This window comes from Sphingomonas trueperi (assembly GCF_040545665.1).
Taxonomy (GTDB): domain Bacteria; phylum Pseudomonadota; class Alphaproteobacteria; order Sphingomonadales; family Sphingomonadaceae; genus Sphingomonas; species Sphingomonas trueperi_B.
This window is the reverse complement of the sequence record NZ_JBEPMH010000007.1, coordinates 32,252-48,095: the sequence shown is the minus strand read 5'-3', so window position 1 is coordinate 48,095 and position 15,844 is coordinate 32,252. Positions and strand designations below refer to the sequence as shown.

The window sequence follows — 15,844 nt, the reverse complement described above, 5'->3', positions numbered from 1 at the left end:
CGGCAAGCCACGTGAAATCTTTTTGGGGGAAAATGGATGTGGGTTCGTCGGGCGCGGAAGCGGATCATCCGCCAGGTACAGCGTCTTGCGAAGAGTTCGAACAAGGTGGGGGCGACACCCTTGTTCGACTCCATTTGGTATACGGCGGCCTATGGGGCGACGATCCCATCCGGGATGACACCATATGATCATTATCTGAAGCATGGTGCGGCGCTTGGCTACGACCCGAACTGGCTCTTCAGCACCCGCTGGTATTTGCGGCATAATCCGGATGTCGCTGCGGCAGGCGTGAACCCGCTTCAGCATTATCTCGAATACGGCATCGCTGAAGGCCGCGAACCGGGCCCTCTATTCAACGCCGCCTGGTACTTGGAGCAATACCCTGATGTGGCCGCAGCCAACGTCGGTGCCTTGCAGCATTATCTCGAATATGGAGCAAGCGAAGGGCGGGATCCCAACGGGTGGTTCGATACGCGCTGGTATTTCGATCATAATCCCGATGTTGAAGCCGCTGGGGTCAACGGGTACGCACATTTTCTGGAACATGGCGCCAGCGAAGGACGCAACCCTAGTCCGCTGTTCCTCACGACATGGTATCTCGGCGACAATCCGGAGGTCGCGGCGGCGCGGATCAATCCGCTGGTTCACTTCCTGACGGACGGAATAGAGGCAGGGCGCGCGCCCAGCCCGTATTTCTCGGCCGAAAAGCTTGCCGATTATCATACGATCAAGCGGGCAGGTATCTTCGACCGCGAGTTCTACGCCGCGCGGTTTCCGGATGTGCTGCTATATGGCTATGACCCGCTCGTTCATTTCGTCCAGCGCGGGGCGATGGAGCGGCGCGACCCCCATCCCGCTTTCGGCATTAGCCGCTACGTTGCCAACCATCCGGACGCAGGATTGCCCGGCGTCAATCCATTTGTTCATTATATTCAGAACGGCAACAAAGAAGGCCTGTTGGTAGATCCGGCGCCTCGCTTCTCGCGCCATCAGGCGCTATGGATGCCGCCCCAAAACGAGGAATGGCGAGACAGCTTTGAAAAGCGTCTGGCCGAACGCCTGCTGGCGCGCGATGCGGATGGCGGCGAACGAGTGTTTGGCACGGCAGGTCCAACATTCTCGATCATCACGACCGTTTATGACACTCTGCCGGGCTTCCTGTATGACCTCGCCGACACCGTCGAGGCGCAGCTGTTCCAAGACTTCGAGTGGGTGATCCTAGACAATGGATCGACTGACCCGGAAACGCGCGCCGCTATTCGCGCGATCGCCGATCGCGACGCACGCTTCCGGTTGTTCACCGTCGATCGCAACCTCCACATCATTGGCGGTAACCGCTTCGTTTTCGAGCGTGCGATCGGCCACTATATCGTGCCGATCGACTCCGATGACGTGCTCTATCCGGATTCGCTGGCGCTTATCGCAGATGTCTTGCGTCGCGACCCGGAGAATCCGCCGGCGCTGATCTACAGCGACGAACAGAAAGTTGATCAACAGGGCAAGCCGCTGGAGCTGATCTGGCGTTGCGACTACTCCGTGGCGCAGGCGATGCAGACAGCACCTGCCGCGCATCTGCTGGTCTTTGCCAGAACGGCAGGTGAGCGCGCGGGCGTCTACACGGAAGATTACGCCCGCGGGTCGCACGACTGGGATACCACGCTTCGGTTGACTGAGAACGGGGCGAACGTTGCGCACGTCCCGGAGGTCCTCTATGGATGGCGCGTCCATGCGCAATCGACTGCGGGCAACGCAGCGGCCAAGGACTATATTGTCGATTCACAGCGTGAGGTGGTCCTTGCCAGCTTGCGACGGCGGGGCCTTTTGCAAGACTTCGCAGTCGTGCCGCTGTTCGACGATGTCCCAGGTTGGTATCGTACGACCCGCAATCACGCGAGCTTGCCATCGATCGCGATCGATTTCGTCGTGCCGTTCGATGCGGAGGATCTCGGGGCCACGGCGCATAATCTGAAGTTGCTGGCGGACACGCCGGCGTGGCGTCGGGTTGTCTACCCGGCTGCGCTGAAAAAGAATGTCGCCAGGTTTCGGGCAACCGCGGGCATCGAGCAGGCTATCGACGAGTGGGTCGCGGTCGAAACCGCTGCGGATATGATCACGCAGATCAATCAGGTCCGCGACGGCAGCTTCGCCAAGGCTATCATTGCGGCGGCTGTGGCGCTTGAGACGGCGGATGCCGTGATCGAAGCGGTCGGCGTTCTCGAACTCGATTCCCGAGCAGGCATCATCGGCGGCCCGCTGATCCACAAAGACGGCAGCGTCCAAAGTATCGGCCTGATGACCGGGATTGACGGTTTCGTCGGCACGCCGTTTTACGGGTGGCCGCTGGAAGCTTGTCCGCCGCATCTCATCAAGGTGCGCCGACCGGTGGCGGGATTTCCGGCCTTGGCTTTGTGTGTGCGGGCCGACCTCCTGCGTCGTGGTGCCCGACTTATCGGCATCGACCATGCCGATGCGGAGGCAGGACTCGATTTGTGTCTCAACGCCGAGCGGCTGGGCTATGGCGTTATCCTCGACAGTCAGTTTACCGGGCGGGTAGACCACGACCTGCGGCAGTTTATCGGTGCTGGAACGACCTGGCGCGGCAAGATGCTGGAAGCCAGGCCGGCGTTGGCGTCGCACAGAGGCTTCTCGAAACACCTGACCGCGATCGGCGCCCGTTTCGGCAGTCTCGCAGACCAGAGCGAAGCGGTGCCGCCGACGATTTTGGCGCTTAGTCCCGCGATCCCGCTCAACTTGCTAGTCAGTTCGCGGCTCAGCAGCACCCCCACGATCAACGTTCTTCTCCCGGCAGTCCGAAAGGAGAGCCTGTCGGGCGGGCCGAACACCGCGTTGAACATCGTTTATCGCTTGGCGGCATTGGGTCATCGGGTGCGAATCATCTCGACGGATATGCCGCCCGGGCTCGATCTCGATGTGGTATGGGATCTGATGCTGGAGCTGAGTGGCGAGACGGAGCGCTTCGCGCATGTCGAAATTGCCAATGGTTCCGATCGCAGCCGCCCCCTCGAAATCGGCCGAAACGATATCTTTCTCGCGACGGCATGGTGGACCGCGACGATGGCGCAGGCGGCTGCACCGCTGGTCGATGGTAAGCCGTTCGTTTATTTGATCCAGGATTTCGAGCCGATCTTCTATCCGGCATCGAGCCACTACGCGCTCGCGTTGGAAACCTATAATTTCCCGCATATTCCCGTAATCAATACTCATATCCTGCGCGACTTTTTGGTTGAGAACGCGATCGGCAGGTTTGCGCAACCCGATCATGCCGCCAGCGCCTTGGCGTTTGAACCGGCGCTCGACCGGTCGGTATTCCATCCACCCGAAGCATCGTCGACGCGGCCGACGTCGGGGAAGCGCAAATCTGCGATCGAAGCCAAGCCCCTTGCTCGGACGAAACGAAGGCTGCTGTTCTACGCACGCCCCTCGATCGGCACGCGCAATCTGTTCGAGATCGGACTGGCGGCGTTGAAAGCCGCGGTCGGCGAACATCTTTTCGACGGCGACACCTGGGAGATCGTCGGAATGGGTGAGAATTTCACGCCCCAGCCGCTCGGTCATGACGTCACCCTGGAATGCGCGCCGTGGCTTGGCTTCTCGGGGTATGCGCGGCAAATGCGGGAGTCTGACATCCTGCTGTCGCTGATGCTGTCACCGCACCCGAGCTACCCGCCACTGGAAATGGCGAGCTGTGGCGGCATCGTGGTCACCAACAGCTATGCCAATAAAACCGCCGCGCGACTCGCGGATATCTCCGCGAACATCATCGCGGCCGAACCGAGCGTGGCGGCAATCGTCGCAGCACTGCGGACTGCGGTGGCGCGGCTCGACGATATTGCCGCGCGCCACTGCGCGGCCAAACTTGATTTGCCGGCGAGCTGGGATGAAGCGTTCGCCGAGATCGTTCCCAACTTGTCGGATCGGCTGATTGCGGAGGGGGTGAATAAAGACCCGCACAACAGGAAGCCGACGGACGAACCCACCTCGCTGGCACTGCCAACAGCGGAGCCGGGCGGGACCTATGCTGCCTATCTTGCAGCTGCGGCGCATCGCCGCGCGCAGTCAACCGCGGGGGTTGCCGAAGCGGGGCTGTTTACCTTCATCACTACCGTGTGGAACACCGCACCGGCCTATTTGGACGTGTTGGCCAAAAGCCTGGAGCGCCAAGCCGGTGGGCCACGCTTCAAATGGTTCATTCTCGACAATGGCTCGACCCGTGCGGATACGCGGGCAATGCTCGACCGCATAGCGCGTCGAGATTACGTTCAGCTTGAGCGGGTAAACGAAAATCTCGGCATCATTGCCGGTATGCGCTATTGTCTTGAGCGCGCCGAAGGGCGGTACATCTTGCCGCTTGACTCGGACGATTATCTTTTTCCGGACTGTGTTCGTACGCTGGCATGGTATGTGCACAAGCACGACTATCCGGCTTTGTTGTACACTGACGAAGACAAGTTGATCGGTGAACGGCTGTCCATGCCGTTTCAAAAGCCTGCATTCGATCCTGTGCTGTTCTCCGTGCAGTGCTATATCGCGCATCTGTGCGTAATCGATCGTGCGCTGGCGATCGAACTGGGGTCCTATTCGGACCAAGGTCCAGAAGGCAGCCATGATTGGGATACGTTCACTCGGTTCCGCAATGCCGGTCATGTACCTGTACATGTCCCGCATATTCTCTACAGTTGGCGTCTCCACGCGCAGTCGACGGCCGGCGGGAATATGGAAACCAAGCCCGTGGTTTTTGACTCCCAGCGTGCCGTGCTCGAGCGGATGCGCGCGGGCAATCCTGCGGGACATCGGTTCTCGCTGGCGCCAAGCCCGCTGTTCGGGAACACGCCGGATTGGTGGTGGAAGCGCAAGCGCGTTGATGGGCAACCTGTCACAACGATCGTCATCGGTACCAGGCATGCCCGTTCCGCAACGGCTGATCCGCGTATCGCCAAGGGTGTCGACCATCGCATCGCACAGATGGATTTTGAGGATGGGCTCGGACGATTGCGGGATCTGGTGGCGGAAGCGGCCGCAGCGGAACGGCTGGTCCATTTGTTGTTTGCCGACGCGCAGCCAGATGACGACGAATGGGCATGGGAAGCGATCGGGCAATTTGATCTCTACACCGATGCCGTCGCCGTTGGTGGCCGACTGCACGACAAGGCGACGATCATCGACGGAGGTCAGTTCCTGGGGTTCGGCACGGGGTGTGATTCTCCCGATCGTGGCCGCGCGCTATCGGATCCAGGCTATGCCGCACAGATGTGGAAGCAGCGGTCGGTAAGCGCCGTCGCGATCCAACATGCTGTTTTCAAGCCCGAGTTTCTAAAGCAGGCAATCGAGCGCGCGCTACAGTTCGATGCCCCGATAGCGTATCTGTCCGCGTGGATTGGCGGCTTTGCCGCTCAAACCGGCAGCCGGATCATCTATTCGCCCTTTGTCAGTGCTTACACCAAGACCGATCTTGCCGATCAGGTGACGCCGCGAGACAAAGGCGTCTTCTTGTCGGCACATGCCCAATGGATGCCGCAACGGGATATCCGCTCGCCTGACATGGGCCTCCGGTTTGGCGAGGCATACGAACCCCGTCTTGCCCAGCCTTACCGTATGCCGGGGGAGGGGGTTGAACTTCCGTCCTATCCGGAATGGCTCGCTCGAGAATCCGATGCCGGCGTACCCGACGCACGCGAGGGCGGTGCACCGACCTTTTCGCTTCTGACAACGCTTTACGAAAAGACGGAGGCGCAGTTCTTTGAACGCACTGCGGCCAGCGTGATGGCGCAGACGTTTGCCGACTTCGAGTGGGTGATCCTTGCGCATGGTCCGACTCCGCCGGCCGTCGATCGCGTCCTGGAGACCTTGCAGGCAGACGACCGGGTGCGGGTGCTGCGCCTTGCGGAAAATCGCGGGATCGTTGGCGGCATGCGCTATGTCCTTGAGGCGGCGCGCGGCCGGTATACGGTGTCTCTCGACGGCGACGATCTTTTGACCAGCACCGCGCTTGCAGTCTTTGCGACCGCGATCAATGCCTCGGCCAAGGCTCCGGCTTTGCTATACAGTGACGAAGACATCGTCATTGATGCGGCACTTCAGCTACCCTATTGCAGGCCTGCCTGGGATCCGCTGCTCGATCTCGAGAATTCATGGATCTGGCACCTCGTGGCTATGGACCGCGTGATGGCGTTGGAGTTGGACGTCTATGGTGACGTGGGCGCCGAATATTGCCACGACTGGGACAGCGTCGATCGCTTTGCGGCTGCCGGCGCGAATATTGTTCATGTCCCGCGGGTGCTGTGTCATTGGCGCCACCATGCCAGCAGTACGTCCAATACGGACACGGCGAACACCGTTTCCTCAGCCTCGGTTCGGCATGTTCTCGCGCGCAAGATCGCCCGGCTGGGGATGACCAATAAGGCGGAACCCGCACCGTATCCGATCTGGCGCGGCGCCGAGGAATGGTGGATCAAACGGCTGCCGGTCGATCTGCCCCCGCTGGTTGCGCTTGCGACGCCTGCTGCGACAATCCCGGCTGGCTTTACCGCCATCGGCGTCACCGACATGAACGCCGCGGCGGAGCTTGCGGAGATCGCCTCAACGCTGCCGCCCGACGCGGTCGTGGGTATCCTTGCCGATGCAGTCATCTTTTCCGACCTTGCCGCGGGCGAGGCAGTGAAGATGTTCGAATTCGTTGAGGAATTGGCGGTTGTATGCGGTCCAATCGTCGCCAACGGCACGATCGTCGCTGCCGGGCTCGCGATCGACTCCGCAGGTGGGTTGATCGCCCCGCTAGAAGGCCAGGCCGAATCTTATCCGGGCCCTTACGCCTTAGCCATGAAGCCGCATTGTATCGCTGCTCCTCCAGGGGGAGCATTCTTTGCCCGCGCGTCCTTCCTCGTCGAGGCGATACAGGCGGCGCCGGCATTGACCGACAGGGGTGATCTCGGCCTTTGGCTTGGTGCCTACGCAGCTGCGACAGGACGACGGGTGGGGTACTCGCCGCTGCTTCGATCGCAGACAAGCGTTGGCGTGTCGGGTTGGGATCCACTTGCAACGCCATTGGCGTGGCGGTCGTTTTGTGCCCGGGCCGGCGCTGTGCCGACCGGCCCCCAGGCGTTCGGCGGGTACGAACCGATGCGATGGCGATAATTGCCATGGCGGGATGCGGCTGACCCGCGAGGCTGCTGCGGATGTCGCGGTAGCCTCGCGGAAAAGACGTTGTGCTGGCGCCCGCTCAACATTTCGAAGCAGCCCGCCGGCGATGCTGCGCATCGCTGGCGCCTTGCGGAGCTCCGCCCAGATCCAGTTCGGCCGCGAGGCCAATGGCCGCTCCACCCGTCGCGCCGACAGGACGTGCCGGCGCGGGCGTGTCGCCCGCAAATTGTAAGCGTCCGGACCAGACCGGCTAATCACCGTGACGTGCGCCCCTGAAATGTGACCGCGAGAAGGTAGAGTCCGACGCAAAGGAGTCGGACGGATATGAAGCGGAGCAGGTTCAGCGAAGAGCAGATCATCGCGATCTTGAAGGAGCAGGAGGCAGGCATGGCGACGGCGGACGTGTGCCGACGTCACGGCGTGAGCTCGGCGACATTCTACAAGTGGAAGTCGAAGTACGGCGGGCTGGAGGTATCCGAGGCCCGGCGGTTGCGGGCGCTCGAGGAGGAAAACGCTCGGTTGAAGAAGCTGCTGGCCGAGGCGATGCTGGACAACGTGGTGCTGAAGGATCTGGCGTCAAAAAAATGGTGACGCCCGGCGCGAAGCGGGAAGCTGTCGCCCATGCTCGTGCATGTCACGGCCTGAGCGCGCGTCGGGCGGAGCAGCCCAAGGTTCCGGCGATGCGTAGCATCGTTGGAAAGGCTGCGGAGGGGTGCAGTCTGGTCGGCGTAAGCCGGCGCGTAATCCGCTATCAGCCGACAGGGCTGATGATGCGCCCTTGCGGGCGCGACTGCGCGAGCTGGCGGCGGAACGCCGCCGGTTCGGCTATCGTCGCCTGGGTTATCTTCTGGCGCGGGAAGGTATAACGCCCAACCACAAGAAGCTGCGGCGCATCTACCGCGAGGAGAACTTGCGGGTCCGCCGTCGCGGCGGCCGCAAGCGGGCCTTGGGCACTCGGGCGCCGATGCTGTTGCCGGACGGGCCGAACCAGCGTTGGTCGCTGGACTTCGTTTCCGACACGCTGACGTGCAGCCGTCGCTTCCGCATCCTGTGCGTGGTCGACGATTACACGCGGGAATGCCTCGCGCTGGTAGCCGACACGTCGCTGTCGGGCGTTCGGGTTGCGCGCGAACTGACGCGGTTGATCGGGCTGCGCGGCAAGCCGCATACGGTGGTCAGCGACAATGGCACCGAGCTGACCTCATCGGCCATCCTGCGCTGGTCGCAGGAACGGCGCGTCGAATGGCACTACATCGCGCCGGGCAAGCCGATGCAGAACGGCTTCGTCGAAAGCTTCAACGGGCGGTTGCGCGACGAATGCCTCAACGAGACGCTGTTCACGTCGCTGGCGCACGCCTGCTTCGTGCTCGATGCCTGGCGGCATGACTACAACCACGTCAGGCCGCACTCGAAACTGGGCGGGAAGCCCCCCGCCGAGATCGCCGGCCAAGGTGTCCGGGGGCATGCCCCCGGACACCTTGGCATCCCATCAAGCAACCATCATGAAGGAGCGAGACTCTACCTCTGACTGGTAACAATCAGGGGCGCACGTCACTGCATTTCACCCTGCGCTGCTCGGCGACAGGCTTGCTCCTGATGTCCGCGATGCCGGCCGTCGCGGGGCCGGAGGGTTCCTCCGTCGGCCGGTCCACCTTCCTCGGAACCTGGGAGCTGGACCTCAGCCGGATGCCGGCCAACTATGGTCCGCCGCCCCGCCGGGTCCTCTACAGCTTTGAGGATGCCGGCGATGGTCAGTGGCGGACAAGCGTCGACATCACCGCGCCGGACGGCAGCGTGCGGCACATGACGGTGCGCTACGCACGCGACGGATCGGCGTCGGCAGGCGAGGGCGACCTGTCGGAAGCGGACAGCGCCGCGATCAACCAGCCCGTGCCCAATGTGCTGGTCATGAGCCTTTCGAAGAACAGGATGCTGGGCTCGGTACGGGTCTATGCGGTCTCGCCGGACGGCAGGGAAATGACAGAATCTGCCGCTGCGGCGGACTCAGGTGGAGCGCCCTTCGTCAGGAACTTCCATTTCCGTCGCCTGAGGTAAGCCAGCCGCGTCGGCAGGAAGGGGCATAAAGCCAGCCAGGCGGACCCGCGGCGGCTGCTCTGGGGCGCGATCGACGCCAACCTGACAGGAGAAGATCATGAAGTTGTTGCTGCTCCTCAGCGCCGCACTGCTGCCGGCTTGCGCCAGCGGCACTTCCGCGATGGCATTTCCGCCGAGCATGGCAGTCGCATATCGCGACTTGCGGCTCGATACGGCAGCCGATCGCGCCAGGTTGGTACGCCGGGTCGACCGTGCTGCTGGCGCCTTCTGCAAGGCGTACGACCCGATGGACCCGGATACGCGTTTCGATGCCCGGCTGGCGAGCGGGCGGCACTGTCCTGGCGCTGCCGCCATTCTGCTGGCGCAGCACATGCCTGCGAACGTCCGACGGGCGTATCGCGCAGGGCGTCGAGAGCAAGGTGGAAGCCGAATGCCCGCGATGCACAACCCAAGTTAGGCCAGCCTAGACCAAGTGCTGTCCAAAAACGGAAGCTGCCACGCCGATGCCGCCTGTCCGCTGTCGGTCGGGGGCTGAGCGTGTCAGACCTGCCGCACGCGACGCGCTCAGGGTTCGCCAAACTCCAAAGCTCGACGGCACGGACGCTAAGGATGAGGACTAGGCGGGGTGAGGCGCCGGACGGATCGTTCAGAACAACCCATCGTCGTCATCCTCCTGGTCCATGCTGGCTTGCGGGGAGGCGGGCGTGCCTGGCAGCGCGAAGCGGGTGTGGATCTCGCGCTCGCGCGCCATGGTGTAGCTGCGCGCCATGCCGTCGAGCAGCTCGGCCAGTGCCGCTGCCACCGCGCCCTCGGGCGCGGAGCAGGGCGTGCCGAACATCTTGAGCCGAAGTGCCACGCCGCGCAGCGCGTCGCCGAACGCGGCTTCGCAATCGACGTTGCTGGTCGTGGTTTCCAAGATCCGCGTCACCGCCGCCGCATCGTCGCTCAGCCCGGCCATGCCCTCGCGCATGCGCTGGGCGCCGTCGCGGATGCAGGCAAGCGATTCGGTGAGCGCCTCGGCTGCGTCACCGCCCTGCTCCGCCTCGGGGTCGCGCAACGCGGTGACCGCGCCGACCAGCCGCTCGACCGACTGGCGGATCTCGCCCGAGATCGTCGCCAGCGCGGTCGCGAAGCCGCGGATTTCGGACGCGACCATCGCCAGCGCCTTGCCCTCGTCGCCGAGCCGGTGGCAGCGCAGATCGGTGTTCCACGCCATCAGGTGCACGTCCTCGTTCACCCGGTGCACCACGCGCAGCCGCTCGGCGAGCCGCTCGGCACTGTCCGAGGTCGAGCCGCCCAGCGCCTGCGCCTTGGCGTCGGCATCGCGCAGCCGCGCGGTGACCTGGGCGACATCAGCGACGCTCTTTTCCAGCGCGCCAAGGAAGACGGCGTCGTCCCCGGTCTGCTGGCGGTCGCCCTCGGCCTTAATCTCCAGCAGTTGCGCCGCGCTCGGGGCGATGCCGCGCAGGCTTTCGGCTAACCGTTGCGATTCCTTGTGGAAGGCGTCGATCGTGTCCGAGGCCTGGGCGGCGAACAGCGCGACCATATGGCCGACCACGTCGATTGCCGTCGCCGGATCGGCGGAATCGCGCCAGGTGATCAGCGCCTGGATGCCGCTGGCGACATGCTCCAGCCGCTGGCGGGTGATGTCGCCGATCTGCATCGCGCCGATCGCGGTCGCGACCTTGCCATGGATTTCGCGGCCGACCGAGGCGATCCGCTTGGCGCGGGCGGCATCGGCGGCCTGGTGGCGCTGCAGCGCCTCGGCATCCTCGGCGAGCTTGCGCGGCACCTGCGGAATTACCTTGACGCATTCGGCGGCGAGCTGGCGATCGACTTCGATCAGCGCCGGGATGCTGGCGGTGAGCCGCTCGATCTCGATGCCGATCCCGCCGATCTCGATCTCGCCCACGTCGAGCCGTACGTTCATCGTGTCGGCGAAGTCGGCAAAGCCGTTGCGGCCGGCCGCCGCCACCTTGATGTTGAGCCCGCAGATACGGAGGAAGTCGAGCGTCCGCTTCACCTGGTTGATGTGATGCGCGAGCGGCCGCGCACCCGCCGCGATGCTCTCCAGCCCCGCCTGGCGCGCGGCCTGCACCGCGGGCAGCCGCTCCAGCCGGTCCGCCGTGGCGCGCATATTATCGACCGCCGCTTCCGCCGCGTCGCGGCCAAGCGCGTTGGTCACGCCTTCCAGCGCGCTGACCAGCCGCTCGACGATGCCATAGGCCTGGGCCAGCGCCTCGCCCGCCGACACGAACCGGGCGTCGAGCTTGCTCGCCACCTGGCTGATCGTCGCCTCGATCTCGGCGAGCGACAGTTCGGATTCGGGGTTGGGTTCAGGAATGGGTGCGGCGTACATGGCCGTCTCCTTGGCAAGCGGTCATCGTGCGGTGGCCGTGAGCAGTTCGCGGGCGATGTGCCCGAGGGGAATGATCTTGTCGGCGGCCTCGCGGGCGATCGCCTCCTTGGGCATGCCGAACACGACCGAGGTCGCCTCGTCCTGCGCGAAGGTGCGCGCGCCGGCCTGGCGCATCTCCAGCAGCCCGCGGGCGCCGTCGTCGCCCATGCCGGTCATGATGATACCGACCGCGTTCGATCCCGCCGCGCGGGCCGCCGAACGGAACAACACGTCGACGGAGGGGCGATGGCGCGAAACCAGCGGCCCGTCGCGGACCGAGACGTAATAGCGTGCGCCCTGGCGCTCGAGCATCGTGTGCTTGCCGCCCGGCGCGATCAGCACATGGCCGCGCAGCACGGGGTCGCCGTCCGCCGCTTCCTTGACGTCGACCTCGCACAGACCGTTGAGCCGCTGCGCGAAGGCGCGGGTGAAGTGCTCGGGCATGTGCTGGACGATGACGATGCCGGGGCTGTTCGCCGGCAGCGTTTCCAGCACCTCGCGCAGCGCCTCGGTACCGCCGGTCGAGGCGCCCATGCAGACCACCATCTCGGTGGTGCGGCTCATCGGCTTGCCGCTCGGCGGCGGCAGCACCGCGTCGGCGGTAAGCTTCTGGGCCGGCGGTTCGGTCCGCGGCATCGTCTTGCCCGGGCGGCCGCGCACCTTGGCGCGCGCCGCGGCCTTCACCACATCGCGGATCTGGAGGTGGTGCTCGGCGAGATGGTCCGCCACGCCCACCTTGGGCTTGAGGATCACGTCGACCGCGCCCGCCTCCATCGCCTGTAGCAAGGTCTCGGAGCCGTTCTCGGTCAGCGACGAGCACATCACCACCGGCAGCGGGCATTGCTGCATCAGCTTCCTGAGGAAGGTGATGCCGTCCATCCGCGGCATCTCTACGTCGAGCGTGATGACGTCGGGCACCTGTTCCTGGATGCGCTTGGCGGCGCTGAACGGATCGGCGGCGGTGCCGATCACCTCGATCGCCGGATCCTCGCCGAGGATCGACGCCATGGTCTGGCGGACGCTCGCCGAATCGTCGACGATCAGGACGCGGATCTTGGGCATCAGGCGCCGCGCCGGAACACGGTGTTGGCGACCTGTTCGAGCGGCAGGCCCAGCCCGGTGATCGATTCCGAATGGCCGAGGAACAGGTACCCGCCGGGCGCCAGGCAGTCATAGAGCTGCGAGACGACCTTCTTCTGCGTCGGCTTGTCGAAATAGATCAGCACGTTGCGGCAGAAGATCAGGTGCATCGCATCGCCCACCGGATAGCGATCGTCCATCAGGTTCAGCCGGCCGAAGCCGATCGCGCTGCGCAGCCGCGGCACCATCCGCACCTCGCGCCGGCGCGGATCGTTCGAGGTCATCACATATTTGCGGCGCAGCGCCGCGGGCACCGGATCGACCAGCTCTGCGGCGTAGATGCCGTTCCGCGCCGCCGCCAGCACCTCGGTATCAAGATCGGTGGCGAGGATGCCGTAATCCGGACCGCCCATCCGCTCGGCATAGTCGTCCAGCACCATCGCCATGGTATAGGGCTCGGGGCCGGTTGAGCAGGCGGCGCTCCAGGCGCGCAGCGTGCGCACCCCGCGTGCCTCCAGCGTGGGCAGCGCATGGGCGACCAGATAGTCGAAATGCGCCGGCTCGCGGAAAAAGTCGGTCTTGTTGGTGGTCACCGCATTGATCAGGTGCAGCCCTTCGGCCGCGAGGTGATCGCCGGTGAACAGAAAGTCGCAATAGCCGTCGAGCGTATCGATGCCCACCGCGCGAAGGCGGCGGCGCAGCCGGCCTTCGAGCATGGTCTTCTTGGTCTCCGGCATCTTGATGCCCGAAACCTCGTAAATATAGGCGGCGATCTGCGCGAAATGGCGCTTGCTCATCGTGTCGAGCCCGGACGGGGGCGACGGATCCAGCGCTAATGCTGCGGACAAAGTGCTGCTCCGTAGGCTCAGGCGGCGGCGCGGACGGCGAGCGCCCGCGCTTCTTCCGACGAGAAGATCTTCGCCATGTCGACTAGCACCACGAATCCTTCGGACCGCTTGATGACGCCGCCGATATAGTCGGACGACCAGCGCACCCCGATGTCGGGCGCGGCTTCCAGCTGGTCGGTGGTGACGCTGCACACCTCCAGCACGCGGTCGACCACCAGGCCCAGCATCAGCACCCGATCGGCGACCGGCACGTCGACCACCAGGATGCGGGTCGCCTGGGTCGGCTCGAAGGGCGAGAGGCCCAGCCGCTGGCGGAAGTCGATCGTCGGCACGCCCTGACCGCGCATGTCGGTCAGGCCGAGCAGATAGTCGGGGCCGTTGGGGATGCGGAAGGTCTCGCGATAGTCGAGGATCTCGCGGACCAGCGTCACCGGTACCGCGAAGATCTCCGCGCCCAGCCCGAAGGTGACGAGCTGGAGTTCGCTTGTGTCGCTCATGCTGCCTCCACGTCGAACGCGCTGTCTTGCGCGTCGGGGCCGCCGGTGGCGAGGTCGAGCGCGAAGCCGCTCACGCGCGCCTGCTGGTCGGCGACGCTGTTGGGCTTGTGCCGCGTCGTCGGCTTGGCGGCGGGCTTGGCTGCCGGACGGCGGGCCGGGGTGGGCACGCGGCCGCGCGGCTGCTGCTCGACGCGGAAATAGGCGATGCTGGCCTGGAGCTCCTCGGCCTGGGCGGCGAGTTCTTCCGACGTGGCGCTGATCTGCTCGGAGGCGCCCGCATTCTGCTGGGTGACCTGGTCGAGCTGCTGGATCGCATCGTTGATCTGCGAGGCGCCGATGTCCTGCTCGCGGCAGGCGGCGCTGATCTCGCTGACCAGTTCGGCGGTGCGGCGAATGTCCGGCACCAGGCGACCGAGCATGTCGCCGGCCTCTGCCGCTGCCTTCACCGTTTCGCTGGAGACCGAGCTGATCTCCGCGGCGGCACCCTGGCTGCGCTCGGCGAGCTTGCGCACTTCCGAGGCGACGACGGCGAAGCCACGGCCATGTTCGCCGGCGCGTGCTGCCTCGACGGCGGCGTTGAGCGCGAGCAGATCGGTCTGGCGGGCGATCTCCTGGACGATGCCGATCTTCTCGGCGATCGTGCGCATCGCGCCCACCGCGCGGTCCACCGCGACGCCGCTGGTCTCGGCATCCTTGGCGGACTGGCGTGCGATCTTCTCGGTCTGCGCAGCATTGTCGGCGTTCTGCTTGATGTTGGCGGCCATCTCTTCCATCGCCGCCGAGGCCTGCTCGGCCGCCGCCGCCTGCTCGGTCGCGCCCTGCGAGACCTGCTCGGAGCTCGACGACAGTTCCTGGCTGCCCGAGGAGACGTTGGTCGCGGCCACGGTCGCGTCCGACACCACGCCGCGCAGGCGATCGACCATCCGCACCAGCGCGTTGCCGAGCACGTCCTTCTCCGAGGCGGGCTTGTGGTGGACGGTCAGGTCGCCATCGGCGATCTTGTCGGCCAGCGTCGCGCTGACGCGCAGGTTGGCGACCATCGTGTTGACGGTGTCGACCAGGTCCTTGATCTCGTCGTTGCTGGTGACCTGCACGTCCTGGCTGAGATCGCCGATCGACACCGCGCTGACCGCGGTCGAGACACGGCGCAGGCCCTGCGAGACGATCCGCGAGATCCAGAAGGCACCGCCGACGGCGATCAGCAGCGCGATGCCGGCGACCACCCACAAGGTGGTTGCGGCGCTGGCATAGAGCGCGTTGGTATCCTGGTCGGCCTGGGTCATCTGCTGCTTGGACAGCGCCACCAGCTGATCGGCCACGTCGCTCATCGCGCTCGCGATCTCGCGCGACTTGGTAATCGAGATCGTGCCCGCCTCGGTGTTCCTGTTGGCGAGCGCCAGCGTGCGGACCTGATCGTTGACCGGCACGAATTCGTTGAACTTGGTGCTCAGCTGCAGCCACAGCGGCTTGCCCTGCGCGCTGGCGGTGGCGGTGCCCTTGGCGATCTGCGCCTGGACCTGCTCGCGTGCCTTCATCAGCTCGGCGTCGAACTTGCGGGTGAGCGCTTCGTCCTCGGTCAGCGCCATGTTCTTTTCCTGGCGCAGCACATAGCTGATCCCGCCGCTGACGCTCTGCGCGATCTCCTGGCGCTGGGCGGGGCCGGCGATGACGTCGCTGATCGCCTGGTTGAGCGTGGCGAGTCGCGAGTTGGCGACGCCGACCACGGCGAGCAGCAACAGGATGAGCACGCCGAAGGTGATGCCAAGTTTCAACTTGATCGTGGCACGCATGGGTTCGAGTCCTTGAAC

At 64.8% G+C, this 15,844-nt stretch carries 8 protein-coding genes and 1 pseudogene; 4 read left to right on the top strand and 5 right to left on the bottom strand.

The window, feature by feature from the left end:
• The first annotated feature begins 120 nt into the window (after window positions 1–120).
• The 4 genes and pseudogenes from ABIC65_RS19500 to ABIC65_RS19485 all read left to right on the top strand — a co-directional run bounded on the left by ABIC65_RS19500 (window position 121) and on the right by ABIC65_RS19485 (window position 9,670).
• The gene (locus ABIC65_RS19500; RefSeq protein WP_354310930.1) at window positions 121–7,152 is read left to right on the top strand and encodes a rhamnosyltransferase WsaF family glycosyltransferase; all 7,032 of its coding nucleotides are present in this window, start codon (window positions 121–123) and stop codon (window positions 7,150–7,152) included.
• Between the two features lie 330 nt (window positions 7,153–7,482).
• Window positions 7,483–8,683: pseudogene (locus ABIC65_RS19495) on the top strand (transposase); the annotation flags it as partial.
• A 71-nt stretch (window positions 8,684–8,754) separates the two neighbouring features.
• On the top strand, window positions 8,755–9,213 hold the full coding sequence (locus tag ABIC65_RS19490) for a hypothetical protein (protein ID WP_354310928.1): 459 nt from the start codon (window positions 8,755–8,757) through the stop codon (window positions 9,211–9,213).
• Window positions 9,214–9,310: 97 nt separating this feature from the next.
• The gene (locus tag ABIC65_RS19485) at window positions 9,311–9,670 is read left to right on the top strand and encodes a UrcA family protein (RefSeq protein WP_354310926.1); all 360 of its coding nucleotides are present in this window, start codon (window positions 9,311–9,313) and stop codon (window positions 9,668–9,670) included.
• A 189-nt stretch (window positions 9,671–9,859) separates the two neighbouring features.
• On the opposite strand, the gene ABIC65_RS19480 is transcribed toward ABIC65_RS19485, so the two are convergent.
• The 5 genes from ABIC65_RS19480 to ABIC65_RS19460 all read right to left on the bottom strand — a co-directional run bounded on the left by ABIC65_RS19480 (window position 9,860) and on the right by ABIC65_RS19460 (window position 15,826).
• Window positions 9,860–11,572 carry a hypothetical protein gene (locus tag ABIC65_RS19480; RefSeq protein WP_354310925.1) on the bottom strand — a complete coding sequence of 571 codons (1,713 nt, stop codon included), beginning with the start codon at window positions 11,570–11,572 and terminating at the stop codon, window positions 9,860–9,862.
• Between the two features lie 21 nt (window positions 11,573–11,593).
• Window positions 11,594–12,673: a protein-glutamate methylesterase/protein-glutamine glutaminase gene (locus ABIC65_RS19475; RefSeq protein ID WP_354310924.1), complete on the bottom strand. Its 1,080-nt coding sequence runs from the start codon at window positions 12,671–12,673 to the stop codon at window positions 11,594–11,596.
• Window positions 12,673–13,488 (bottom strand): CheR family methyltransferase, encoded by an 816-nt coding sequence (locus tag ABIC65_RS19470; RefSeq protein ID WP_354310923.1) that lies wholly within the window; start codon window positions 13,486–13,488, stop codon window positions 12,673–12,675. Before ABIC65_RS19470 ends, ABIC65_RS19475 begins: the two co-directional genes overlap by 1 nt.
• A gap of 68 nt (window positions 13,489–13,556) precedes the next feature.
• Window positions 13,557–14,036: a chemotaxis protein CheW gene (locus tag ABIC65_RS19465; protein ID WP_126002480.1), complete on the bottom strand. Its 480-nt coding sequence runs from the start codon at window positions 14,034–14,036 to the stop codon at window positions 13,557–13,559.
• Window positions 14,033–15,826 carry a methyl-accepting chemotaxis protein gene (locus ABIC65_RS19460; RefSeq protein ID WP_354310921.1) on the bottom strand — a complete coding sequence of 598 codons (1,794 nt, stop codon included), beginning with the start codon at window positions 15,824–15,826 and terminating at the stop codon, window positions 14,033–14,035. The genes ABIC65_RS19465 and ABIC65_RS19460 overlap by 4 nt, the downstream gene beginning before the upstream one ends.
• Window positions 15,827–15,844 lie beyond the last annotated feature (18 nt).

What these genes read in the sequence shown, in the direction of transcription:
- ABIC65_RS19490 (WP_354310928.1), top strand. Translation starts at nt 8,755, where the DNA reads ATGTCCGCGATGCCGGCCGTCGCGGGGCCGGAGGGTTCCTCCGTCGGC.
- ABIC65_RS19485 (WP_354310926.1), top strand. Translation starts at nt 9,311, where the DNA reads ATGAAGTTGTTGCTGCTCCTCAGCGCCGCACTGCTGCCGGCTTGCGCC.
- ABIC65_RS19480 (WP_354310925.1), bottom strand. Translation starts at nt 11,572, where the DNA reads ATGTACGCCGCACCCATTCCTGAACCCAACCCCGAATCCGAACTGTCG.
- ABIC65_RS19475 (WP_354310924.1), bottom strand. Translation starts at nt 12,673, where the DNA reads ATGCCCAAGATCCGCGTCCTGATCGTCGACGATTCGGCGAGCGTCCGC.
- ABIC65_RS19470 (WP_354310923.1), bottom strand. Translation starts at nt 13,488, where the DNA reads ATGAGCAAGCGCCATTTCGCGCAGATCGCCGCCTATATTTACGAGGTT.
- ABIC65_RS19465 (WP_126002480.1), bottom strand. Translation starts at nt 14,036, where the DNA reads ATGAGCGACACAAGCGAACTCCAGCTCGTCACCTTCGGGCTGGGCGCG.
- ABIC65_RS19460 (WP_354310921.1), bottom strand. Translation starts at nt 15,826, where the DNA reads ATGCGTGCCACGATCAAGTTGAAACTTGGCATCACCTTCGGCGTGCTC.